Below are 23,912 nucleotides of genomic sequence, written 5' to 3'. Positions count from 1 at the left end.
GTGCTGTGCCAGAACCCCGAGGAATACTCGCCGGTGTTGACCGCGGTGGTGATGCCGCCGGGGCACGACGCCGATCAGTTCCGCAAGGTCGTGCTCGAGAACTTCAACATGTCGCTCGGCGCGGGCCTGACCAAGCTCGCGGGCAAGGTATTCCGCATCGGTCATCTCGGCGAATGCAACGAGCTGACGCTGCTCGGCGCACTGTCGGGCGTGGAGCTGGGCCTGTCGGTCGCGGGCGTGCCGCATCGCGCCGGTGGCGTCGCTGCCGCCATGAAGCTCCTCGAAGACCGCACTAATGCCAATCTCGCAAACCACCTCAAGATCATTAAAAACTGACGACCACTAAGACCTGAACCGCGAAGACCGGAATTTGTCAGACGACGGAGCGGCAATATGAAGCGGAGACCCTGGATGAGGTGCGATGTCTGTGGCCTTGACGTGTCCCGCAACGGACTTGTGCCCTTCAAGAACGCGATCGTGGCTCTTGTGGACAGGCGGTTGGAGGCGAATCGGAAGAGGTCGACAGCCTGAAATAGGAGTGGAATTTCATCGTACTAAAGATTGATCCGGATAACGAAACAGGACGATTTTATGGTTGCGCGGGGGGCTTTTCCCGATACATTCCCGACGGCAAATCGACCTTATAATAAGGTCATTTGCGCCATAAAAATCGAGGATTTAGAGATGGTTGGTCATACAGGAAGGCATTTCCTTCAGATTCCGGGCCCGAGCAACGTGCCGGACCGGGTCTTGCGCGCGATGGATATGCCGACGATCGACCATCGTGGTCCGGAGTTCGCCGAGATGGCGCTCGGCATCATGGAAAGCTGCAAACGGGTTTTCCGTACCAAGAATCCAGTGCTGATCTTCCCCTCATCCGGCACGGGCGCATGGGAAGCCGCCATGGTCAACACGCTGTCGCCGGGCGACAAGGTGCTGATGGCGGAGACCGGACAGTTCTCGGTCCTGTGGCGCAATCTCGCCGAGCGTTTCCAGGTCGACGTCGAGACGATTCCGAGCGACTGGCGTCGCGGTGCGAAGGCCTCGGAGATCGAAGCGCGTCTCGTCGCTGACAAGCAGCATTCCATCAAGGCGGTGATGATCGTCCACAACGAGACCTCGACCGGCGTCACCAGCCGTGTCGATGAGGTCCGCAAGGCGATGGATCGCGCGCGGCATCCCGCGCTGTTGTTCGTCGATACGATTTCCTCGATGGGTTCGATCCGATACGAACACGATGCCTGGGGCGTCGATGTCACGGTCTGCGGATCGCAGAAGGGCTTGATGATGCCGCCGGGCCTGAGCTTCAACGCGGTGTCCGACAAGGCGATTGCCGCTTCCAAGACCAACAAGCTGCCGCGTTCCTACTGGGATTGGAACGAAGTGCTCAAGGCCAACCAGCTCGGCTCGTGGCCTTACACCCCTGCGACCAATCTTCTTTACGGCCTGCGTGAATCCATCGCGATGCTGGAGGAGGAGGGGCTGGAGAACGTCTACGCCCGCCACCAGCGGCATGGCGAAGCGACGCGCGCTGCCGTGCGCGCCTGGGGCCTCGAGACGGTTTGCGTCGATGCAGGCGAATATTCGCCGGTCACGACGGCTGTATTCGTGCCCGAAGGCTATGATGCGGATCGCTTCCGCAAGGTCGTGCTTGAGAATTTCGACATGTCGCTCGGCGCGGGCCTCGGTCGTCTGCAGGGCCGCGCATTCCGCATCGGTCATCTCGGTCACTTCAACGATCTGATGCTGATGGGCACGCTTTCGGGCGTCGAAATGGGACTCGATCTCGCAGGTATTCCGCACAAGAAGGGCGGCGTGCTGGCGGCGATGGATGTTCTGAAGTCGAAAGATGAAGGCGTTGTAGAGGTTCCACGAGTTGCCGTCGCATGACGGACAAGGGCGTATAAGCTCGAAAAAAAGAGCAGCGCAGTTTCAAAAGGGCAAACCAGGGAGAGATACGATGCGGAAGGCGATGAATACGGCGGCGGTTGTTGCACTGACGTTGGCTGCGGGTATCACCGGCGCCAGTGCATGGGAGCCGACCAAGACTGTCGAAATCGTGGTCGCGGCGGGCGCGGGCGGTGCATCGGACCAGATGGCCCGCATGCTGCAATCGGCCATCCAGAAGCACAAGCTGATGAACGTGCCGGTCGTCGTGTCGCTGAAGGGCGGAGCCTCCGGCGCCGAAGCGCTGATGTACATGAAGGGCAGCCCCAGCGAGGCCGACAAGGTTCTGATCGCCTATTCGCTGATCTATCAACTGCCGCTGTCGGCGAAGATTCCGTTCAACTGGCGCGACCTGACGCCGGTCAACATCATGGCGTTCGACGAGTTCATCCTGTGGGATAACGCCGAGACGCCGTACAAGACGGTGAAGGAATTCATCGACGCGGCGAAGAAGTCCCCGACGCCATTCAAGTTCGGCGGCACCGGCTCCAAGCGCGAAGACCAGATCCTGATGGTCGGCCTCGAGAAGCAGACCGGCGCGAAATTCTCCTATCTGCCCTACAAGTCGGGCGGCGAGGCGGCGACCCAGCTCGTCGGCAAGCATATCGACGCCAACGTCAACAACCCTTCGGAAAATCTTGAAGTCTGGCGTGCAGGCCAGGTTCGTGCGCTGTGCGTGTTCGACGACGAACGCATCGCCTACACGACAAAGGTGACGGACAAGCAGTCCTGGCACGACGTCCCGACCTGCAAGGAGGAGGGCGTCGACGTGCAGTACAAGATGCTGCGCGCGATGTTCCTGCCGGGCAAGGTGACGCCCGATCAGGTGAAGTTCTACGAGGACATGTTCCGCAAGGTCAGCCAGACTCCCGAATACAAGGAGTACATGGAAAAGCAGGCACTCAAGCCGGTCTACATGACGGGCAAGGAGATGATGGATTTCCTTGAAAAGGACGACAAGGCCAATGCCGACCTGATGAAGGCGGCCGGCTTCGTCAAGCAGTAACAGACGTCTGACGTAACTTTCTAAGTAGTCTTCCAAGACTTGGTGAGGCGCGCGTTGTCGCCACGATGACGCGCGCCTCGAAACAGGACCATCTGCGAGCGTAATCATGGCAAATAACGAGATCGAAATCGAAGTGTCCGACCCGACCGCTCCGGCGGAGAATTCCCCGTCGCTCGCCAGGACGCTGACGGTCGATATCTGGGCGATGGTTGTATTGGGCGCCTTTGCCTTGGTGATGGCCTGGGACAATTACAGAACCGGTATGGGATGGACCGAAGACGGTCCGGAGCCAGGATATTTTCCGTTCTATCTGTCGGTCATTCTGGTGCTCGCGAGCGTGTATGGCATCGTGAAGTCGCTTTATGAGCGGCGCTCCGCCGGTGGCGATGCGGAGGTCTTCGTCACCCGCGATCAGTTCAAGCGCGTGCTGCTGGTGTTCGTGCCGACGGTGGCGTTCTGCGTGGCGATGCAGTGGCTCGGCCTTTATGTCGCGAGCTTCCTGCTGACGGCGGGATTCATGATTTTCGTCGGCAAGCTATCGGTTTGGAAGTCGCTGCTGACGGCTGCGATCTTCTCGGTCGCCATGTTCTACATCTTTGAAGTCAAGTTTGACGTCATCATGCCGAAGGGGCCGCTCGAAGCCCTGTTCGGCTACTGAGGAGATATTTCGATGGAGGCTTTTTCGCTTCTGCTCCATGGCTTCTCGGTGCTGCTCACCTGGAAGATCCTTGGCCTGATGTTCGTCGGCCTGATCCTCGGCGTGTTTGTCGGCGTGCTGCCGGGCCTCGGTGGCCCCAACGGCGTCGCCATTCTGTTGCCGATCACGTTCTCGATGGACCCGACATCGGCCATCGTGATGCTGTCCTGCATCTATTGGGGCGCGCTGTTCGGCGGCGCGATCACCTCGATCCTGTTCAACATTCCGGGCGAGGCGTGGTCGGTCGCCACGACATTCGACGGCTATCCGATGGCCCAGCAGGGCAAGGCCGCCGAGGCGCTGACGGCTGCGTTCACCTCGTCGTTCATCGGCTCGTTCGTCGCGGTGCTGCTGATTACGTTCGTTGCGCCCGGCATCGCGTCGTTCGCGTTGCGGTTCGGCCCGGCGGAATTCTTCTCGGTCTATCTCCTGACGTTCTGCTCCTTCGTCGGCCTCGGCCGCGAGGACAAGCACAAGACCATCATCTCGATGGCGCTTGGACTTCTGCTCACCGGCATCGGTATGGACACCGTGTCCGGCACGCTGCGCATGACGTTCGGCTCGACCGACCTGCTGCGCGGCGTGAACTTCCTGGTCGCGGTGATCGGTCTGTTCGGCATCAGCGAAATCCTGCTCACCATGGAAGAGCAGCTCGCACTGAAGGGCCACGCCGCCGCCATCAGCATCCGCACCGTGTTCAAGGTGTGGAGGGAGATGCCGCGCTATTGGGTGACGCTGGTGCGCTCATCGGCGATCGGCTGCTGGCTCGGCATCACGCCGGGCGGCGCGATCGCGGCCTCCTTCATGGGCTACAACCTCGCCAAGCGTTTCTCCAAGGATCCGGAAGGCTTTGGCAAAGGCAAGATCGAGGGCGTGTTTGCCCCCGAGACGGCGGCGCATGCTTCCGGCACCTCGGCGCTGCTGCCGATGCTCGCGCTCGGCATTCCGGGATCGGGCACCGCGGCGATCCTGCTCGGTGGTTTGATGGTGTGGGGCCTCAACCCCGGTCCGCTGCTGTTCGTCGAGCACAAGGATTTCGTTTGGGGCCTGATCGCCTCGATGTATCTCGGCAACGTCGTCGGTCTGGTAATCGTGCTTGCGACCGTGCCGCTGTTCGCCTCGGTGCTGCGCGTCCCGTTCGCGGCGATCGCGCCGATGATCGTGGTGTCCTGCGCGATCGGTGCCTTCGCGATCCAGAACGCGATGTTCGACATCTGGCTGATGCTGCTGTTCGGCGTGATCGGCTACGTCTTCAAGAAGATCGGGATACCGCTAGCGCCATTGACCTTGGCACTGGTGCTGGGCAGCAGGGCGGAGGATGCCTTCCGGCTCTCGATGATCTCAGGTTCCGGCTCATTCGGCATCTTCTGGTCGAACTGGCTGGTCGGCTCGATCACCACGCTGTCCTTTATCCTTCTGTTCCTGACGCAGATCGAGAAGGGTATTTCCAGGATCGGCCGCGTCCTGCGGCCAGCCCAAGCCTGACCCTCCAGACAGGCCTGACTCTCCTGAAGGGGCGCGGAATTGCCGCGCCCCTTTTTCTCTCGGCGGAAGCCCTCAATTCGCCGAAAGACGGTCGTTTTGGGCCATAGAAATTAATTGACCGTATCCAAGTAAGTGCTTACTTCGTCCCATGGCATTCAAGCGCATGAGCGGCGATTCGCGCCGGCGGCAGATACTGGACGCAGCGAAGCAATGCTTCGCGCAGTACGGATTCGCCGGCACCACGACGAGGAAAGTGGCAACGGCTGCCTGTATCTCGGAAGGGCTGCTGTTCCGTCATTTCGCCACCAAGGCCGCGCTGCACGCCGAAATCCTGTCGGAGGCCTGCGAGGCCGATCCCGACCTCAAGCGGCTGCGTGAACTTCAGCCCTCGAGCGAAACGCTCATTATTCTTGTCCGGGAGATGGTCGTCCATTTCCTCGCGATCCGGACCCTGCCGAACCGCGAGAAGGCGGAACGGCTTCGCCTGACCGCTTCGAGCCATCTCGACGACGGCGAGTTCGCGCGGCTGCTGTTCGAAAAGGTCGGCGACCTGATCGCGCCTTTATTCATTGCCTCGATCGAGAGCGCCGTCGCCGCAGGCGATGCCGTACCGACCGAGACCAAGCCGATCGACCTGTTCTGGTTCGTACATCACCTGCTTCATTCGCTCGCGCTGACGCGGCTGCCGGAAACGCCTTCGCTCGATTATCCGGCGGACGATACCCTCGCGAACGAATTGAACGGTTTCATCCTGCGCGCGCTTGGGGTGAAGGCGGATTTCATTGCCGCCCATCTCAAGAACCCCGCGTCATTCCCAACATCGCAGCATCTTATTCCGGAAAGTGCCTGACATGACCGTTCCTGCTGAAGACGATCCGCATTTGCAGCGGCCTGCCGGTGAAACCGAATCCGCTGCCCATGCGCACAAGCCGGTGCGCCTGCGCAAATGGATGATCATCGTGGGCGGCGGACTCGCCGTGCTGGTGTTCCTGTTCGTGGGCTTTAATGCTTTCCGCGAGCACATGATCGCGCAGTTCTTCGCCAACATGAAGCCGCCGCCGGTCAGCGTGGCCGTGGTGGACGCCAAGAGCGAAGTGCTGCCGAACCTGATCACGACGATCGGCGATCTCGCCGCCGTGCATCAGGTGGATGTCTCCGCCGATGTCAGCGGCCGCGTGACGCAGATTCTGTTCACGGCGGGCGCGACGGTGAAAAAGGGCGATCCGCTGGTGCAACTGTTCGATGCGCCGGATCAGGCCGATCTCGTCAGCTTCAAGGCGCAGACGCTGAACGCGCAGCTTGCGCTCGACCGCGCCAAGGCGCTGCTCGCCAGATCGTTCGGCCCGCAGGCGACCGTCGATCAGGCGCAGGCCACTTTCGATCAGGCGAGCGCAAGCGTCGCCAGGACCGAAGCGGTGATCTCGCAGAAACTCGTTCGCGCTCCGTTTGACGGACAGCTTGGCGTGCGCCGCGTGGAAGTCGGTCAATATCTGAGCGCAGGCACGCTGATCGTGACGCTGACGGATCTGTCGAAGGTCTACGCCAACATCACCGTGACGGAAAAGGATCGCGCCATCATCGCGGTCGGGCAGGAGGTCCAGATTCTGGTCGATGCCTATCCGGGCCGCACGTTCGAGGGCAAGATCACCACCATCGAGCCGCAGATTTCCTCCGATACACGTAACGTGCGCGTGCAGGCGACCCTCGACAATCCCGAGCATCTCCTGAAGCCGGGCATGTTCGCCACTGTCTCGATCGTGCTGCCGGCGGAGCCCGCACAGGTGACGCTGCCGGAAACGGCGGTCGATTACACGCTGTACGGCGACTCCGTTTTCCTGGTGAAGGAGAACAAGGATAAGGACGGCAAGACGTCGCTGACCGCGGAGCGTGTGCCTGTCACCACCGGCATCCGTATCCACGGACGGGTGGCGATCAAGAAGGGCGTCAATCCCGGCGATCGTGTCGTCGCGGTAGGCCAGCTCAAGCTCCAGTCCGGCGCGGCCATCGAAATCTCGTCCGATCAGCCGCCGCCGATTCCGGCACAGCCGCCGCGTTACTGATCAGCCGGAGCCAGCTTTCATGGTCTTTACCGATATTTTCATCAAGCGGCCGATCCTGTCGCTGGTCGTGAGCCTGCTGATCCTGCTGATCGGCTTCAAGGCCGCGACCAGCCTGCCGATCCGGCAATATCCGAAGCTGTCGAACACGGTGGTCACCGTGACGACAAGCTATCCCGGTGCATCGCCCGAATTGATGCAGGGCTTCATCACGACTCCGATCGAGCAGGCGGTCGCATCGGCCGAAGGCGTCGATTACATCACCTCGACCTCGGTGCAGGGCACCAGCACCATTCAGGTGTATGTGCGGCTCAACTTCGATCCCAACCAGGCGCTGACCGAGGTTCTGGCGAAGGTGAACTCGGTCAAATATCTCATTCCGAAGGAATCGAACGACCCGGTCATCACCAAATCCACCGGCCAGACCACGGCCGTGATGTATATCGGCTTCGCCAGTGACGAACTGGGCGGCTCGGCCATCTCCGACTATCTGACGCGCGTGATCCAGCCGATCCTGTCCACGGTTGACGGCGTGGCGTCCGCCGACATTCTCGGTGGCCAGACCTTTGCGATGCGGCTGTGGCTTGATCCCGCGCGCATGGCGGGGCGGGGCGTCACCGCGGCGGATGTTGCGGCGGCGATCCAGGCCAACAACTATCAGGCGGCTGCCGGCCAGACCAAAGGCTACTTCATCGTTTCCAACGTCACCACCAACTCCGACCTCAGCGATGTGCAGTCGTTCAAGCGCATGGTCGTGAAGTCGAAGAACGGCGGCCTTGTGCGCATGGAAGACATCGCGACCGTCGAACTGGCGGCGCAGAGCAACGATTCCAGCGTGGCGATGAACGGCCAGCACGCCATCTTCATCGGCGTTCAGGCGACGCCGCAAGGCAACCCGTTGACCATCGTCAAGGGTGTGCGGGCATTGTTCCCGGAAATCGAGCGCAGTCTGCCGCCGACGTTGAAAATGAAGGTCGCCTACGATTCGACCAAGTTCATTCAGTCGTCGATCGATGAAGTTGAAAAAACGCTCGGCGAAGCCGTGATCATCGTGATCGTGGTGATCTTCCTGTTCCTGGCGTCGTTGCGCTCAGTGATCATTCCGGTCGTGACCATTCCGTTGTCGTTGATCGGCGTCTGTTCGCTGATGTTGCTCGCAGGCTTCAGTATCAATCTGCTGACGCTGCTGGCGATGGTGCTCGCCATCGGTCTTGTGGTCGACGACGCCATCGTGGTGGTGGAAAATATTCACCGGCATCTGGAGGAGGGGAAGTCTCCTGTTCAGGCCTCCATGATAGGCGCGCGAGAAATCGTCGGCCCGGTTATTTCGATGACAATCACGCTCGCTGCGGTATACGCGCCGATCGGATTCCTCGGCGGTGTCACCGGCGCGCTGTTCCGTGAGTTCGCCTTCACGTTGGCCGGTTCCGTGATCGTGTCGGGCATTATCGCGCTGACGCTGTCGCCGATGATGTGTTCGATTCTGCTCACGCATGTCGAGCAGGGATGGTTTGCCCGCAAAGTCGATGCGGTTTTCCGTTCGGTGACGGATTGGTACGGCAACCGTCTCGACCGCTCGCTGGACTATCGGCCCATCACAGCGTTGTTCGCGCTGGTGATCCTGTTTCTTGTTGGATTCCTCTATACCCACTCAAAAGCGGAGCTTGCTCCCGAGGAAGATCAGGGCATCCTGTTCTCGCTGACCAAGGCGCCCAAATACGCCAACATCGACTACGTCAATTATTACGGCGACCAGCTCGGCAAGGTGTTCGGCAGTTTCCCTGAAACCGACCTGACCTTCGTGCTGAACGGCACGCCTGTCGCCAACCAGGGCATCGCGGGCATGATCCTGAAGCCATGGGATGAGCGCAAGCGTTCCTCCACCGCGATGAAGCAGGAAGTGCAGGGCGCGGTCAGCAAGATCACCGGCACGCAGGCCTTCGTGTTCAACCTTCCGGCGCTGCCGGGCGGCCCGGGCGGCCTGCCTGTGCAGATGGTGATCAATTCCACCAGCGACTTCCGGCAGGTCTATCAGGAGATGGAGAAGCTGAAGGCTGCCGCGCGCAAGAGCGGCCTGTTCATCGTCTCGGACAGCGACCTTGCCTTCGACCAGCCGGTGGTGCGGGTGAACATCGACCGCAACAAGGCGAATGAACTCGGCGTGACGATGCTGAATATCGGCAACACGCTGGCGGTCGCGCTCGGCGGCAACTACATCAACCGCTTCAACCTGCAGGGACGTTCCTATCAGGTGATCCCGCAGGTGCCACGTGCCCTTCGTCTGTCGCCGGAAGCTCTCAACGGCTATTACGTGTCCGCTGCCAATGGAGACCAGATTCCGCTCTCGACTCTGGTGGACATCAAAACCGGCACTGACCCCAACGCGCTGACCCACTTCAACCAGCTCAATTCCGCGACCTTCCAGGCCGTGCCGATGCCGGGCGTGACCGTGGGCACCGCAGTGGACTTCCTGGAGAAGCAGGCACAGCAACTGCCGTCCGGTTTCGGACACGACTATCTGGCAGATGCGCGCCAGTACAAACAGGAAGGCAACCAGCTCGCGGTGGCGTTCGGCTTCGCGTTGATCATCATCTTCCTGGTGCTGGCCGCGCAGTTTGAAAGTATCCGCGACCCGCTGGTGATCCTGATCTCGGTGCCGATGGCGATCAGCGGCGCGCTGGTGCCGCTGTTCTTCGGCGTCGCCACGATCAACATCTACACGCAGGTCGGCCTCCTGACGCTGATCGGCCTCATCAGCAAGCACGGCATTCTGATGGTGGAGTTCGCCAACGAACTCCAGTTGAAGGAAGGCCTCAACAAGCGGATGGCCATCGAGAAGGCGGCGCGCGTGCGCCTTCGTCCGATCCTGATGACGACGGCGGCGATGGTGACTGGCCTCATTCCGCTGCTGACGGCGAGCGGCGCGGGCGCGGCGAGCCGCTTCTCCATAGGCCTTGTCGTCGTGGCAGGCAGGACCATCGGCACGATGTTCACGCTGTTCGTGTTGCCTGCGGTGTATGTCGCGATCGCGACCGACCACTCGGCCCATGCGGTCTCGAAGCGCACCAAGGACATCGAGGCATTCGAGGCGAGCGTCGCCTCCTGACAGGGTTGACGCGGGTCCCCACCGCTTGCGGCGGCGGGGACCCGCAGTCACAATGGGCGGATGAGTTCTCCGCCTCCACCCTCCTTGCGCGATGAAGTCCGGTTTTTCTGGGTTGGGCCTCCGCTCAGCGCTTACGAAATCCTGTCGCTGAAGAGTTTTCTCAGCGCCGGGGCGCGCGTCATTTTGTACGCGTACGACAAAAGCCTCGCGGTGCCGGACGGCGTCGAGTTGCGTGACGCCGCAGAGGTTCTGCCGCTCGATATTTTCAATCGCTACAATTCCGGGAATGCGAAGGCGTGGGCGCGCCATTCTGACCTGTTCCGCTATGTGATGCTGGAGAAGTTCGGGGGTTGGTACGCCGATCTCGATATCGTCTGCCTCGCTGATGCGCTTCCGCAGGGCGAGGTGTATTTCGGCCGTGCCAACGAGGCACGCATCTTTGCGGGGCTTCTGAAATTTCCGAAGGGCGCGGCGGTTCTGAAGGAGCTTGTCGCGGAAGCGGAGCGGTTACTCCCTCAAGCGGACACGATGACGGAGGACGAAGCGCGCGCCATGATCGGCACGCCGCTGCTCAGCCGGATGTTGCAACAGCATGGGCTGGATCGATTGGCGGCTCCGACGCGGGACGCTTACGCGATTCCGTTCAACGAGGCGCTGGCGTTTTTCGATCCCGCCCAATGCGAGGCGCTTCTCGCGCGGCTCGAAGGCTGCACTTTTACCCATCTGTGGAATGGCGCATGGGCGGCGCTGCGGATTCCAAGAGATTACGGCCCGCCACGCGGCAGCCTTCTCGATGTGCTGTTTGCGCGCTTCGGTATCGATGTGCCGGAGCAGGGCAGGCTCAATTACGAATCCATCGCGTCATGGGCGATGGAGGACTGCATTCTGGAGGAATACAAGCGGCGGGCCGGTGAGCCGGATTTCTCCGCGAGTGCGGTGGGTGACTTCATGCAGGCGCTGCGGCGCGACGGCTGGCAGCCACGCGACCGGCTCTATCGTCCGCAACAGCCGCAGCATCTGCCGTTCGAGACGCAAAGCGCGCATCCGCAGACGGTGCGCACATTCTGGCATGGCGCTGTGATGCCGCCGTATCAGCAGGCGTGTTTTGCGAGTTTCGCCCGCCGTGGCCATCGTGTCGAAGTGTTAACCTATTCCGACGGTGCGCGCTTCGCGGACGGACTTCATGTTCGCGATGCGCGGGAGATCTTGCCGGAGGAACGTGTGCTGCGTCCGCTTGCGGGTGGCAAAGTAGGCATCCGTGCGAACCTGTTTCGTTACGCGCTGTTGGAACAGCTTGGCGGCTGGTGGATCGATCCCGACGTGATGCTGATGCAACCGGATTTGCCGGACGGGGACGTTTATATCGCGCCGCCAGACGTGTTTCGCCGCACGCCAGTGGCGGTGTTGAAATTCCCGGTCCATCATCCGCTGATGGTCGAGGCGCGCACGAAAGCGGATACACTCGATAACAGTCCCGAGGCGTGGGAGCGCGCGGGAGCGGCATTGTTGAGTGAGCTGGTATTGGGTCGCGATATTCTGTCGCAGTCAAAAGATGGGCTCGGCCCGATTTCCTGGCTCAACGTCCCCGATCTGTTCGACCCGGGAAAGCGGGATGAATTGTATCGCACCGCTGCCGATGCGCGGTTTCTGCATCTGCAGGATGAGGTCTGGCGGCGGGCGGGAATCCCGTCCCAGCTTGCGCCGCCGGAAGGCTCGTATCTTGCTGAATTGCTTGAGCGTTATGGCGCAACCGCGGATTTTCCGGCGCGGATGACGTTCGATCAGGTCAACCGCTGGGTGCGGCATATGTATCGCGCGGCTGGGCTGTAGCGCTGACCGGATACGATAGAATCTGAGGCTTTTCGGTGACTCCGGGGTGGAATCCAGTTTCCCGCCCGGCACCCCCCGTTTGATTCCGGAAATTTTTGTGGTTGTTGAACCTGTCGTTGGGCTGAGGGGACCAACAGGCATGGGTTTTTGGGCTGATCTTGAATCCTGGGCCAAGGCGAATGCCGTGCCGCGAGCGGGCGGACTGCTTGCCATGGCTATTATCGCAGGGCTGGGGAGTGTCGCTTCCGCCGTTGCGCAGGACGCGTCCGAGCAAAATCGCCTTTACCAGCAGATGGTTCGCAACCCGACGAACCATGAGATCACCTTTGAATATGCCCGCGTCGCCACCGCCAATACCGATTATGAGGCGGCGATCGGCGCGCTGGAGCGGCTTCTGTTCTACAACCCGAAGTTGACGCGGGTTAAGTATGAGCTGGGTGCACTGTATTTCCGGCTCGGCTCCTACGAGATGGCGAAACGCTATTTCAAGGAAGCGCTGGCCAGCCCCGATCTCGATCCGGTGACGCGCGCACGCATCGAGGCCTATCTGCCGGACGCCAACAAGCAATTGCAGCCGAGCCGCTTCTCCGGCTTCTTCCAGACCGGCGTGCGCTATCAGTCGAATGCGAACTACGCGCCTGCGACCGGCTCGTTGCTGTCGGGCGGCACGCTGTTCGCGCTGCCGCTGTCGTCGCAGAAGAAAAGCGACGTCAACCGGTTCGGTCTTGCGGGTCTGAGTCATGACTACGATCTGAATTCGCGCGGCGACGTGCTGGAAACGCGCTTCGCCGGCTATCTCACCGCGCAGGACCGTTTCTCCGATCTCAATGTCGGTCTGTTCGACATCTCGGTCGGCCCACGGATCGCGCTGGCGCCTGAACTGTTACCTGGCGCTACGATCAAGCCTTATCTGGTCGGCGGTAACACCTGGGTCGGCGGCTCGTCCTATATGTCGACCGGCGGCGCGGGCGTCGCGCTGAATTTCCCGACCGGCACCCGCTTTGCGTGGGGACCAAGCTTCGAATGGCGTCATGCCGATTTCACCAGCAGCCCGTTGCAGACGTTCTCCGGCTACGGCTCGGGCAACTGGTACACCGGCGCTGTCGGTGGCTCATGGCAGATCAGCCAGACCGTGCGGCTGGAGGGGCGGGGCCTGTATCGCCGGGGTGATGCCGACTTCGTCTATCAGGCGTTCGACTCATGGGGGCTGGAAGCGGCGCTGACATGGGAGTTCGCGCCACCTTTCGTCAGCATTCCGCGCAACTGGAGCATCTCGCCGTACTTCAAATACGCCAACACGCGGTTTGATGCGGCCAACCCGAACATCGATCCGGCTACCGTGCGCCACGACAACCAGTGGAGCGCCGGTGCAATCTTCAACACGCCGATCACCAAAGCGATCGGCTTCACCACCACGCTGCAATACGACCGCAACAATTCGAACTTGCCGAACTACCGGCTGAACAATTTCTCGGTCATCGCCGGGCCGACATTCCGGTTCTGAGGATGTTTGCGATGGATAAGCGCGTACGATCCTGCCTTGCTCCGCTCCTCACGGTGCTTCTGTCCAGCGCCTCGACGCTCCTTGCTGTCGCGCCTGGCGAAGCACAGAATGTCGGCCGGGTCGGCGCGGTCAATCAGGATGCGACAGGTACGCCGCCGGGCAACGCCTCGCGCATGCTGGCGATCGGCACCAATGTCATTCACAAGGAGCGCATCCAGACTTCGCCGTCTGGGTCGACGCAGATCCTTTTTCCCGATACCTCGACGCTCAATGTCGGCCGCAACAGCAACATCGTGATCGACGAATATGTTTACGATCCGAATGCGGGCACCGGCAAAATGGTCGCCTCGGTCGGCAAGGGCGTGCTGCGTTTCGTCGGCGGCCAGATCAGCCACACCGCAGGCGTCACCATCAAGACGCCGGTCGCGACGCTTGGCATCCGTGGCGGCGTCGCCACCATCGTCTATCCGATCACGGCGGGCTATGCCGCAGCTGATCCGAATGTCGCCAACTGCAAGGGCGAACTGATCGTCGGCCATGTTGGCTCCTCGACCATCAAGAACTCAACCGGCTCGGCTACGGTGAGGCCTGGTTTTGCGACCTGTGTGACCGGCCCGAACGATCCAATTCCGGAGCCGTTCCGGGTGTCCGATGCGCTGCTCGCGCAGATCATGACCAACCTGACCAGCAAGCCGGGACAAAGCGGCGGCGCGATCGAACTGCCGACCGATCAGATGGCGAGCCGTCAGGGGCTGGGCGCAAGCACGCTGCCGGATCCGAGCCATCCGCCGGGGACCGACCCGCTCGGCTATGTCTCGATTTTCGATGGCGGCAACGAACTCGCCAAGAACAAGGCGCAGGCCGGGCAGACCCAGCAACAGCCGACTACGGGCGGTCCTCCTCCCTGTTATCCCTGCTGTTCTTACAGCTCGCATTAATTCCAAATTCATTGGCGCTGCCGCTATGATCGGCGAGCGAGCCGGTTTGCTCGCCATCGGTGAGCAGGGGCGGCCTTGGAGCAGATTTACGATCTCGCGGTGATCGGCGGCGGCGTCAACGGCTGCGGTATCGCGCGCGATGCGGCAGGGCGCGGCTACTCGGTCTACCTGTGCGAGATGAATGATCTGGCGAGCGGCACTTCGTCATGGTCGAGCAAGCTCATTCATGGCGGCCTGCGCTATCTCGAGTTCTACGAATTCCGTCTGGTGCGCGAGGCGCTGATCGAGCGCGAGGTGCTGTGGGGCATTGCGCCTCATATCATTGCGCCGGAGCGCTTCGTGCTGCCGCACCATGACGGGCTGAGGTCTGCGTGGCTGCTGCGGCTCGGGCTTTTCATTTACGATCATCTCGGAGGTCGTCGCCGTCTGCCGGCCACGCGAACGCTGAACCTGCGCCGCGACATCGCGGGAAAACCCCTCAAGCCAATTTTTAAAACCGGGTTCGAATATTCCGACTGCACGGTGGACGATGCCCGTCTCGTCGTACTCAACGCGCTGGATGCCGTCGAGCGCGGCGCGATGGTGGCCACGCGAACGCAAGCCGTGCAGGCGAAGCGGGGAGAGGATGGCGTCTGGGAGCTTGTGGTGGAGGACACGGCCACAAAAATGCGCAGCACCATCAGGGCGCGAATCCTTGTGAACGCGGGTGGCCCCTGGGTGCAGGAGATTCTGACGGAGCGCGCGGGCGTCGAGGCCAAGGCGCATATCCGCCTCGTGCAGGGCTCCCACATCGTCGTGCCACGCCTTTATACGCATGATCATGCCTATACGTTCCAGCACGGCGATGGCCGGGTGATCTTCGTCATTCCCTATCAGGACGATTTCACCCTGATCGGCACGACGGATCGCGACTACGAGGGCGACCCATCGAAGGTACGCGCGACGCAGGAGGAGATCGACTATCTGTGCGCCTCGGTGAGCGAATATCTGGCGACGCCGGTGCAGTCGTCCGATGTGGTGTGGAGCTATTCGGGCGTGCGGCCGCTCTATGACGATCACGCCAACGAGGCACGGACCGCGACGCGCGATTATGTGTTCGAGCTCGACGTGCCGGACGGGTTGCCGATTCTGTCGGTGTTTGGCGGCAAGATCACGACCTATCGCAAGCTCGCCGAGCATGCGCTGGAGAAATTGTCGCCATACTTGCGCAGCGGCGGCGCACCGTGGACCGGAGGTACGCCGCTGCCCGGGGGCGATTTCGCGGTCGGCGGTGTCGATGCGCTCACGGATCTCCTGCTACAGGATTATCCGTTCCTGCCGCGCCGCCATGCGCGGCGGCTGGTCCGTGCCTATGGAAGCCATGCGAAGCGCCTTCTCGGCCGGGCAGCGGGTATCGCCGACCTTGGCCGCGATTTCGGCCACACGCTGACGGAGCGTGAGGTACGCTATCTGATGGCGCATGAATTCGCGCAGACGGCGGAAGATGTGGTCTGGCGGCGCTCGAAGCTCGGGCTATGGCTCACGCAACAGGAAGTCGCCACGCTCGATGCGTGGATGGCGACACAGCGGAAGCCTGTCGCGCCGGATCCGTATTGAGCGTCTAAGGGCGCGCTTCCACCTTTTGCAACGAGATGAGATGCGCTAAGCGGTACCGGAACGAGCCGGGAGCCGATGATGACGGATAATGCAATGCAGACGAAGGTGTGGGGGGCCACCGGAACGCGGGTTTCGGTGATCGGGCAGGGTACCTGGTACATCGACCACGGCAATCATGCGGCTGCGGTGGGGGCCTTGCAGAAGGGCCTCGACCTCGGCATGACCCATATCGACACCGCCGAGATGTATGACGACGCCGAGCTTGTGGTGGCCGATGCCATCAAGGGCCGGCGCGATGAAGTATTTCTGGTGTCGAAAGTGCTGCCGAACAACGCCTCGCGTGCGGGCACCATCAAGGCCGCCGAGCGCTCGCTGGCGCGGATGCGCACCGACCGGATGGATTGCTATCTCTTGCACTGGCGCGGCGGCTACGCGCTGGAAGACACCGTCAGCGCCTTCGAGCAGCTCAAGAAGGACGGCAAGATCCTGTCATGGGGCGTGAGCAACTTCGATGCTGGCGACTTGCAGGAAATCTACGAGGTCGCAGGCAAGGGCAAGATCGCCTGCAATCAGGTGCTCTATCATCTCAAGGAACGCGCGATCGAACATTCGGTGATCCCGTGGTGCGAGGCGCACGGCGTCACGGTGACGGCCTATTCGCCTTTCGGGCACAGCGATTTTCCGGCACCTAAATCCGAAGGTGGGCAAGTGCTGCAACAGATCGCGGCGGCACATGGCGCGAGCCCGCGTCAGGTCGCGCTGGCGTTTCTCACCCGCGCGCCTGCCGTGGTGACGATCCCGAAGGCGTCGTCGGCAGCTCATGCAGCGGAGAATGCCGGAGCCGGAGGCCTGAAACTGAGCGCCGCCGAGATCGCGCAGATCGACAAGGCTTTCCCGCGTGGGCGCGAGCCGAGCCATTTGCCGATGCTTTGAGGTGCAGAACTTTCAGTAGTGGGGCGGTGGCGGCTCATTACCCGGCGTCGATGGGATGCTTTGCTCGGCGGCGGCGATGCGGTCGGTCAGCCGCGCCATCTGCCGCGTAAGAATATCGATCTGCTTCCACTGCGAGGTGATGACCTGATTGAGGGCCTCGACGGTCGCATCCTGATGCGCGACCTGGATTTCCAGCGCCTCGATCCGGCTTGCCAGTTCGGCTGCGTTACTCATCGTCGTCACCTTGTAATTGGGCCGCGCGTTCGGTCAGGCCGTGACCGAGCGCGATGCGCTGGTCGAACACGAAGCAGTCGCCCTTCCAGCGACTTTCGCCCTCGGGAATGGTCTCGAGATATTTCAGAATGCCGCCCTTGAGATGGAAGACGTTCTTGAAGCCACGCGACAAAAGATAGGAACTGGCTTTCTCGCAGCGGATGCCACCGGTGCAGAACATCGCGATCTCGGTGTCGCGCGCAGGGTCCAGCGTATGGTCGGCGAATTCCTTGAACTCGCTGAAGCTCTTGATGTGCGGATCGACCGCGCCCTCGAAGGTGCCCATCTCAACCTCGAAGTCGTTACGGGTATCGAGCAGCACCATGCCGGGGCGGGCGATCAGTTCGTTCCAGTCCTGCGCGTCGACATAGGTGCCGACTTGCCTCGTGGGATCGGTGCCATCGTCCTTGAGCGTGACGATCTCCTTCTTCAGCCGGACTTTCATCCGGTTGAATGGCATGTCTGATGCGGTGGAGAATTTCAGTTCGAGGTTATTGGTCCGCCCGCCGAACAGCGCGCCTTGCTGGATCTGCTTCATCAGCGCGTCGATGTTGACGGCGTTGCCCGCGACCGTACCGTTGATGCCCTCGGCGGCAAGCAAAATGATGCCCTTGATGTCGAGTGCTGCGCACATGTTGCGCAACGGCTCGCGCAGACTCTCGAAGTCCGGCAGCGGAGTAAACTGATAGAACGCGGCGACTTTGTACGACATCGCGGTCTTATAATGGCAAGGCGGGCAGGGGAAAAGGCGGCGTCAGGGGACGTGCTTCAGGCGACATGGATCGCTTCGTTCGCCGCGACCCGGTGCGGGTGCGTGAAGATCTCGAAGCCGTCGGACCGCGCGATGGCGCAGAGCGTGATCCCGGCGCGTTCCGCCATGCGGATCGCAAGCGCGGTCGGCGCCGACACCGAGACGATCAGCGAGGCGCCGATGGAGGCGGTCTTCTGCACCATCTCGACCGAGACGCGGCTCGTCAGCAGCACAGCGCCACGGTTGGCGTCGATCTTTTTGCGCGCGAGCGCGCCGCCGAGCTTGTCGAGGGCGTTGTGGCGGCCGACATCCTCGCGAATATCAAGAATGCCGCGATCCGGCTCCCAGAACGCGGCGGCATGAACCGCGCGGGTCAGCGTGTTGAGCTTCTGCAAGGGATAGAGCGCCTGCATCGCGGCCATGATCTGCGCGGGCGTCACGGTGATGCCTTTGCCGACAATGGCGACGGGCTTCATGGCTTCAGAGATGGAATCGATGCCGCACAGGCCGCAGCCGGTCGGGCCCGCGATGTGGCGGCGGCGTTCGCCGAGCCGGGCGGCGCTCTCCGGCTTCAGCCACATCCGCAGTTCGATGCCTTCGTCCTGCGGAACAACCTCGAGCGAGTCGATGCCGTCGGCGGAGTCGATGATGCCCTCCGTCAGGCTGAAGCCGATCGCAAAATCCTCCAGATCCTGCGGGGTGCCCATCATCACCGCATGGGTGCCCGCATTGTAGGACATTGCCAGCGCCGTTTCCTCTGGCACGGTACGATCGCCCTCGGTGAGGCCGCTTTCGCGCCAGATCTGGCGGTGGGCTGAAACTGTCGGCTCGGTCATGCGTTGTATCCTGTCCCGGCAACTCCGTCGGTGCACATCATATAGGACATCATGCACGTCAGGGTAAGCGGTTGGGGCCGTCTCGCAAGGGCAAAATGGACGCTGCGGGCGGCTGACATGCGTCGCCCCATTGTCACCGAAAAGCTGTGGCGGGCTTGGCAAGTGAATCGGGGAGGCAGACAGCGCGCATGAAAAAGACAACCGGGCTTGCACCACGCCGCATTCTGTGTGTTTTTCCGAAATACTCGCCGTCGTTCGGCACGTTCGAATATGCCTATCCGCTGACGGACGGCGTGAAGGCTTTCATGCCGCCGCAGGGGCTGTTGCTGATCGCGGCGGCATTGCCCGATGGCTGGAGCGTGCGCTTCATCGACGAGAACATCCGTGCCGCCACCGCTGAGGATTTCGAATGGGCCGAGGCCGTGTTCGTCTCCGGCATGCACATCCAGCGCAAACAGATCAACGACATCTGCCGCCGCGCGCATGAACATGATTTGCCCACCGCGCTTGGCGGCCCTTCTGTCAGTGCGTGCCCCGACTACTATCCCGAGTTCGACTATCTGCACATCGGCGAGATGGGCGATGCGACGGATGATCTGTTCGCGCGCCTCAGCGCCGATCCCGCACGTCCGAAGCGGCAGGTGATGCTGGAGACGCATGAGCGTCTCGCCATGACGGAATTTCCGCTGCCAGCTTACGAACTCATACCCTTGCGCAAATATTTTCTTGGCAGCATCCAGTTCTCCAGCGGCTGTCCGTATCAATGCGAGTTCTGCGACATTCCGGGCCTGTACGGGCGCAACCCGCGCCTGAAATCGCCGCAGCAGGTGATCGCCGAGCTCGACAAGATGGTCGAGAACGGACTGTCGGGCGCGGTCTATTTCGTTGATGACAATTTCATCGGCAACCGCCGCGCGGTGCTCGAACTGTTGCCGCATCTCGTCGAATGGCAGAAGCGCAATGGCTATGCGGTGCAGTTCGCCTGCGAGGCGACGCTGAACATCGCCAAACGGCCGGAAATCCTGCAGCTCATGCACGACGCCTTCTTCCTCACGGTGTTCTGCGGCATCGAGACGCCGGACCCGAACGCTCTGAAGGCGATGTCAAAAGAGCATAACATGATGGTGCCGATCCTGGAGGGCGTGCAGACGCTCAACAGCTACGGCCTCGAAGTGGTGTCGGGCATCATCCTCGGCCTCGACACCGATACCGAAGAGTCAGGCGAGGGGATTCTCGATTTCATCGAACAGTCGCAGATTCCGCTGCTCACCATCAATCTGTTGCAGGCGCTCCCCAAGACGCCGCTATGGGATCGCCTGCAACGTGCCGGCCGCCTGATTGAAAACACGGACCGCGATTCCAATGTCGATTTCCTGCTGCCCTACGATCAAGTGGTCGCGATGTGGCGCGAATGCATGGGCCGCGCCTACACGCCGGAGAAGATGTTCGCGCGCTTCCAGCATCAGATCGAGCATACCTATCCGAACCGCATCCATCCGCCGCCGACAAAACAGCGGCTGACAGCGGCGAACATCAGGCGCGGCCTCACCATGGTGGCGAAGATCATCTGGCATGCGGGCGTGCGTGGCGATTACCGCCGCGAATTCTGGAAGTTCGCATGGCCGCGCCTGAAGGCGGGCGATGTTGAACGCTTCATCAGTTGCAGCCTCGTCGCGCATCATCTGATTACGTTCGCGCGCGGTGCTTCCAGTGGCCGCCAGACCGCGTCATATTATTCCGACAAACCTGCCGCAGTGTTGCCGCAGGCGGCGGAATAGGCCGCATTTTCAGCCCCTTAGGCCCTCTCGCATTCCCCGCGTGGGTAGGGTAATATGGCCTCTCTCAGCGGCGACGCCGCTTTTTCTTTAATGAAAACAGTATCTTAGGTCGTCGTGACGAACTCGTTCGCCCAGTCTTGGTCTATTTCTGCATGCCATTTGGCGATGCTGCGAAAAGGGCGTCAGTCATGACGGCTGCCGGCGAATTGCGCTCGGGCAAGGGACACAAGGACGAAAATTTCCCCGTCGCCTCGAAGCTGATCCATCCGCGTCATCGCGCGCTGATTTTCGCGTTCTATAATTTCGTGCGCACGGCGGATGACATCGCCGATCACATTAGTCTGCCGCCGCAAGAAAAGCTCGACCAGCTCGACCGGCTCGAAGCGGAATTGCTGGGGAAGGGCGAGACGCAGGCGGAAGCGGTAGCGTTGCGCCGTGCATTCGCCGAACGCGGGATGCCGCCGCGCCACGCGCAGGATCTGCTCACCGCATTCCGCATGGACGTCACCAAGTTGCGCTACGACAACTGGGACGATCTTATTCACTATTGCAGCTATTCGGCGATGCCGGTCGGCCGCTTTATGCTCGACGTGCATGGCGAGGATCGCGCGACCTGGGCTGCGAACGATGCGCTGTGCGCCGCGCTGCAGATCAACAATCACTTGCAGGATTGCGGCAAGGACTATCGCGACCTCAATCGCGTCTATGTGCCGCTCGATGCGTTGCAGGTGGCGGGAGCCTCGGTCGAAGAACTGGGGCAGGCGAAGGCCTCGCCTGCGCTGCGGGCCTGTCTGAAATCGCTGGCCGGGCGCAACGAGGCGCTCCTCATGCAGAGCGCGTCGTTCTCCTCGCAGGTGAAGGATGCGCGGCTTGGCATGGAGATCGCCGTGATCGATACCTTTGCCAGAAAGATCGTCAATCTTCTGAAGACGCGCGATCCGCTCAGCGAGAACGTGCATCTGTCGAAGCTGTCGATGCTGATGCTTGCTTCTATTGCGTCGGGACTGGAAATCGGACGCCGGGCGGCCGGCGTGAAATCAATGCCGCGGCTATCCACGGGCGCATGATCCTGCCATGACCGACGTCGATACTTCACCGGCTCAGACGGCTTCCGGCAGTTCGTTCTACGCGGCGATGCGCATCCTGCCGCGCGAGCAGCGCGAGGCGATGTTCTACATCTACAGCTTCTGCCGCAAGGTGGACGACATCGCGGATTCCGATGGTCCGCGTGCCGAGCGTCTTGAAGCATTGGCGCAATGGCGGCGCGATATCGATGCGCTCTATGCCGGAAATCCGCCGCCGCGCGTGGCACCTTATTTGCCTGCGGTGAAACGGTTCGGCCTCAAGCGCGAGGACTTCATCGCCATCATCGACGGCATGGAGATGGACGTACCTGCCGAAATCCGTGCGCCGGATGAAGCGACGCTCGATCTTTACTGTGACCGTGTCGCGAGCGCGGTGGGCCGCCTTTCGGTGCGCGTATTCGGCCTGTCGGAGGCGGACGGCATTGCGTTGTCGCATAACCTCGGCCGCGCGCTGCAACTCACCAATATCCTGCGCGACCTCGATGAGGACGCCGGCATCGGCCGTCTCTATCTGCCGCGCGAATTGCTGGACGCCGCAGGCATCGTGTCGAGCGATCCGCAAGTGGTCGCCGCCGATCCGAATGTGCCGAAGGTCTGCGCGCCGATCATCGAGCGGGTGAAGGTGTATTTCGCCAAGGCGGACGAAATCATGGCGCGATATCCGCGCAGCAACGTACGCGCGCCGCGCATCATGTCGAAATATTATCAGGAAATCCTCAAACGGCTTCTTGCGCGCGGCTTCGCGCCGCCGCGGCAGTCTGTGAAACTGAGTAAAGCTGCGAAAATGTCGATCCTCTTGCGCTACGCGGTGTTCTGATGACGAAGACCGCTCACATCATCGGTGCCGGGCTCTCGGGCCTGAGCGCAGGCGTGCGTCTGGCGAAGGAGGGATTCGAAGTCCACGTTCATGAGGCCACGCAATACACCGGCGGCCGCTGCCGCTCGTATTACGACGGCGCCACTGACATGGTGATCGACAACGGTAATCATCTGATGCTGTCGGGCAATCATCATGTGCGTCTCTACGCCAAGGCGCTGAATACCTACGACAAGCTCGTTGGTCCGGTGCGCGCGCAATTCCCGTTCATGGATGTTGCGAGCGGCAAGCGCTGGCTGCTCGATCTCGGCGCGGGCCGTTTTCCGGGCTGGCTGTTCGATCCCAAGCGCCGCGTGCCGGATACGTATGTCCGCGATTATCTGGCGCTGCTGCCGCTGGCCTGGGCGCAGCCCGAGGCGCTAGTCGAGGACACCATTTCCTGCGAGGGCGTGCTGTATCAGCGTCTGGTCCAACCGCTGCTGATTGCCGCGCTCAACGTCGAGCCGCCGCAGGGGTCTGCCGGTTTGGCCGGGGCCATTGTCCGCGAGACGTTGCTTGCGGGCGGGGCGGCTTGCCGGCCGCTGATCGCGCGTGACGGCCTTTCACCGGTGCTGATTGATCCTGCAATCGAGCTGATCAAGAAGAAGGGCGGTTCGCTGACGCTCGGGCATGAACTACGAAAGATCGAGCGTTCGCCGCTGCGCGCCACGGGTCTCAATTTCGGCACCGAGACAATCCCGCTCGGCCCGGGCGATGTCGTGGTGCTGGCGGTGCCCGCGCGCGCGGCATCGGGATTGATGCCCGGCATCAAGGCGCCGACCAAATTCCGCGCCATTCTCAACGCGCATTTCCGCTTTACGCCGCCGGCCAATGTTCCGCCGCTGACCGGCGTAGTCGGCGGGCTGATCGAATGGCTGTTCGCGTTCCCGGACCGGCTCTCGATCACCATCAGCGCCGCCGAACGGCTCCTCAATCTGCCGCGCGAGGACCTTGCGCGCGACATCTGGCGGGATATCTGCAAGGTGGCCGGTCTTGCGACCGATATCGCCGAGGGGCCGTTGCCGCCGTGGCAGATCGTGCGCGAGCGGCGGGCGACCTTCGAGGCGACACCTGAGCAGAACGCGCTGCGCTCCGGTGCGGCGACGGAGTTGAAGAACCTGTTCCTGGCCGGCGACTGGACCAATACCGGTCTGCCCTCGACGATCGAAGGTTCGATCCGCTCGGGCGATCATGCCGCCGACCTGATCCTGCAAATGCAAGAGTGACGAAACGA

19 protein-coding genes and 1 pseudogene are annotated in these 23,912 nt (G+C 61.7%); 17 read left to right on the top strand and 3 right to left on the bottom strand.

The features are described from left to right. The 13 genes and pseudogenes from AC1RNA_RS14460 to AC1RNA_RS14400 form a co-directional block, all read left to right on the top strand. Positions 1-336, top strand: a pseudogene (locus AC1RNA_RS14460) (serine--glyoxylate aminotransferase); the annotation flags it as partial. Positions 337-684: 348 nt separating this feature from the next. Beyond that, positions 685-1,890, top strand: a complete 1,206-nt coding sequence (locus tag AC1RNA_RS14455; RefSeq protein ID WP_492951541.1) for a pyridoxal-phosphate-dependent aminotransferase family protein — start codon at positions 685-687, stop codon at positions 1,888-1,890. A 70-nt stretch (positions 1,891-1,960) separates the two neighbouring features. Further along, a complete protein-coding gene (locus AC1RNA_RS14450; protein WP_009338918.1) occupies positions 1,961-2,953 on the top strand; it encodes a Bug family tripartite tricarboxylate transporter substrate binding protein in 993 nt (330 codons plus the stop codon). A 106-nt stretch (positions 2,954-3,059) separates the two neighbouring features. Beyond that, positions 3,060-3,611 (top strand): tripartite tricarboxylate transporter TctB family protein, encoded by a 552-nt coding sequence (locus AC1RNA_RS14445; protein WP_009338919.1) that lies wholly within the window; start codon positions 3,060-3,062, stop codon positions 3,609-3,611. Between the two features lie 12 nt (positions 3,612-3,623). Further along, positions 3,624-5,135, top strand: a complete 1,512-nt coding sequence (locus tag AC1RNA_RS14440; protein WP_009338920.1) for a tripartite tricarboxylate transporter permease — start codon at positions 3,624-3,626, stop codon at positions 5,133-5,135. Between the two features lie 148 nt (positions 5,136-5,283). Continuing rightward, positions 5,284-5,985: a TetR/AcrR family transcriptional regulator gene (locus AC1RNA_RS14435; protein WP_009338921.1), complete on the top strand. Its 702-nt coding sequence runs from the start codon at positions 5,284-5,286 to the stop codon at positions 5,983-5,985. A 1-nt stretch (position 5,986) separates the two neighbouring features. Continuing rightward, the gene (locus AC1RNA_RS14430; protein WP_009338922.1) at positions 5,987-7,195 is read left to right on the top strand and encodes an efflux RND transporter periplasmic adaptor subunit; all 1,209 of its coding nucleotides are present in this window, start codon (positions 5,987-5,989) and stop codon (positions 7,193-7,195) included. 19 nt (positions 7,196-7,214) lie between these two features. Next, positions 7,215-10,298: a multidrug efflux RND transporter permease subunit gene (locus tag AC1RNA_RS14425; protein ID WP_492951540.1), complete on the top strand. Its 3,084-nt coding sequence runs from the start codon at positions 7,215-7,217 to the stop codon at positions 10,296-10,298. 60 nt (positions 10,299-10,358) lie between these two features. After that, positions 10,359-12,128, top strand: coding sequence for a glycosyltransferase (locus tag AC1RNA_RS14420; protein WP_492951539.1), 1,770 nt, complete (start codon positions 10,359-10,361; stop codon positions 12,126-12,128). Between the two features lie 139 nt (positions 12,129-12,267). Further along, positions 12,268-13,632, top strand: a complete 1,365-nt coding sequence (locus AC1RNA_RS14415; protein WP_492951538.1) for a tetratricopeptide repeat protein — start codon at positions 12,268-12,270, stop codon at positions 13,630-13,632. A gap of 11 nt (positions 13,633-13,643) precedes the next feature. After that, positions 13,644-14,570, top strand: coding sequence for a FecR family protein (locus AC1RNA_RS14410; protein WP_492951537.1), 927 nt, complete (start codon positions 13,644-13,646; stop codon positions 14,568-14,570). 75 nt (positions 14,571-14,645) lie between these two features. Continuing rightward, a complete protein-coding gene (gene glpD / locus AC1RNA_RS14405) occupies positions 14,646-16,166 on the top strand; it encodes a glycerol-3-phosphate dehydrogenase (protein ID WP_492951536.1) in 1,521 nt (506 codons plus the stop codon). Between the two features lie 93 nt (positions 16,167-16,259). Continuing rightward, entirely contained in the window at positions 16,260-17,099 is an 840-nt protein-coding gene (locus AC1RNA_RS14400; RefSeq protein ID WP_492951560.1) for an aldo/keto reductase, read from the top strand. A 12-nt stretch (positions 17,100-17,111) separates the two neighbouring features. On the opposite strand, the gene AC1RNA_RS14395 is transcribed toward AC1RNA_RS14400, so the two are convergent. Genes AC1RNA_RS14395 through fdhD form a run of 3 tightly spaced genes read right to left on the bottom strand, consistent with a single transcriptional unit; the run spans position 17,112 to position 18,959 of the window. Beyond that, positions 17,112-17,333: a SlyX family protein gene (locus AC1RNA_RS14395; RefSeq protein ID WP_048756451.1), complete on the bottom strand. Its 222-nt coding sequence runs from the start codon at positions 17,331-17,333 to the stop codon at positions 17,112-17,114. After that, a complete protein-coding gene (gene trhO / locus AC1RNA_RS14390; RefSeq protein WP_492951535.1) occupies positions 17,326-18,084 on the bottom strand; it encodes an oxygen-dependent tRNA uridine(34) hydroxylase TrhO in 759 nt (252 codons plus the stop codon). Before trhO ends, AC1RNA_RS14395 begins: the two co-directional genes overlap by 8 nt. Positions 18,085-18,140: 56 nt before the next feature. Beyond that, positions 18,141-18,959: a formate dehydrogenase accessory sulfurtransferase FdhD gene (fdhD, locus tag AC1RNA_RS14385; protein ID WP_009338936.1), complete on the bottom strand. Its 819-nt coding sequence runs from the start codon at positions 18,957-18,959 to the stop codon at positions 18,141-18,143. A gap of 188 nt (positions 18,960-19,147) precedes the next feature. Here fdhD and AC1RNA_RS14380 point away from each other — a divergent pair, with 188 nt between their 5' ends. From AC1RNA_RS14380 to hpnE, 4 genes are all read left to right on the top strand, one after another. Then, positions 19,148-20,737, top strand: a complete 1,590-nt coding sequence (locus AC1RNA_RS14380; protein ID WP_492951534.1) for a B12-binding domain-containing radical SAM protein — start codon at positions 19,148-19,150, stop codon at positions 20,735-20,737. A 188-nt stretch (positions 20,738-20,925) separates the two neighbouring features. Continuing rightward, complete coding sequence (gene hpnC / locus AC1RNA_RS14375; protein WP_492951533.1) at positions 20,926-21,804, top strand: squalene synthase HpnC; 879 nt, start codon at positions 20,926-20,928, stop codon at positions 21,802-21,804. Between the two features lie 7 nt (positions 21,805-21,811). Further along, on the top strand, positions 21,812-22,639 hold the full coding sequence (hpnD, locus tag AC1RNA_RS14370) for a presqualene diphosphate synthase HpnD (RefSeq protein WP_492951532.1): 828 nt from the start codon (positions 21,812-21,814) through the stop codon (positions 22,637-22,639). Continuing rightward, positions 22,639-23,904 (top strand): hydroxysqualene dehydroxylase HpnE, encoded by a 1,266-nt coding sequence (gene hpnE, locus AC1RNA_RS14365; RefSeq protein ID WP_492951531.1) that lies wholly within the window; start codon positions 22,639-22,641, stop codon positions 23,902-23,904. Before hpnD ends, hpnE begins: the two co-directional genes overlap by 1 nt. Positions 23,905-23,912 lie beyond the last annotated feature (8 nt).

This window comes from Afipia sp. GW821-FHT14H12, from assembly GCF_058803465.1.
The sequence above is the reverse complement of the archived record's forward strand: the minus strand, read 5'-3'. Positions and strand labels throughout refer to the sequence as shown.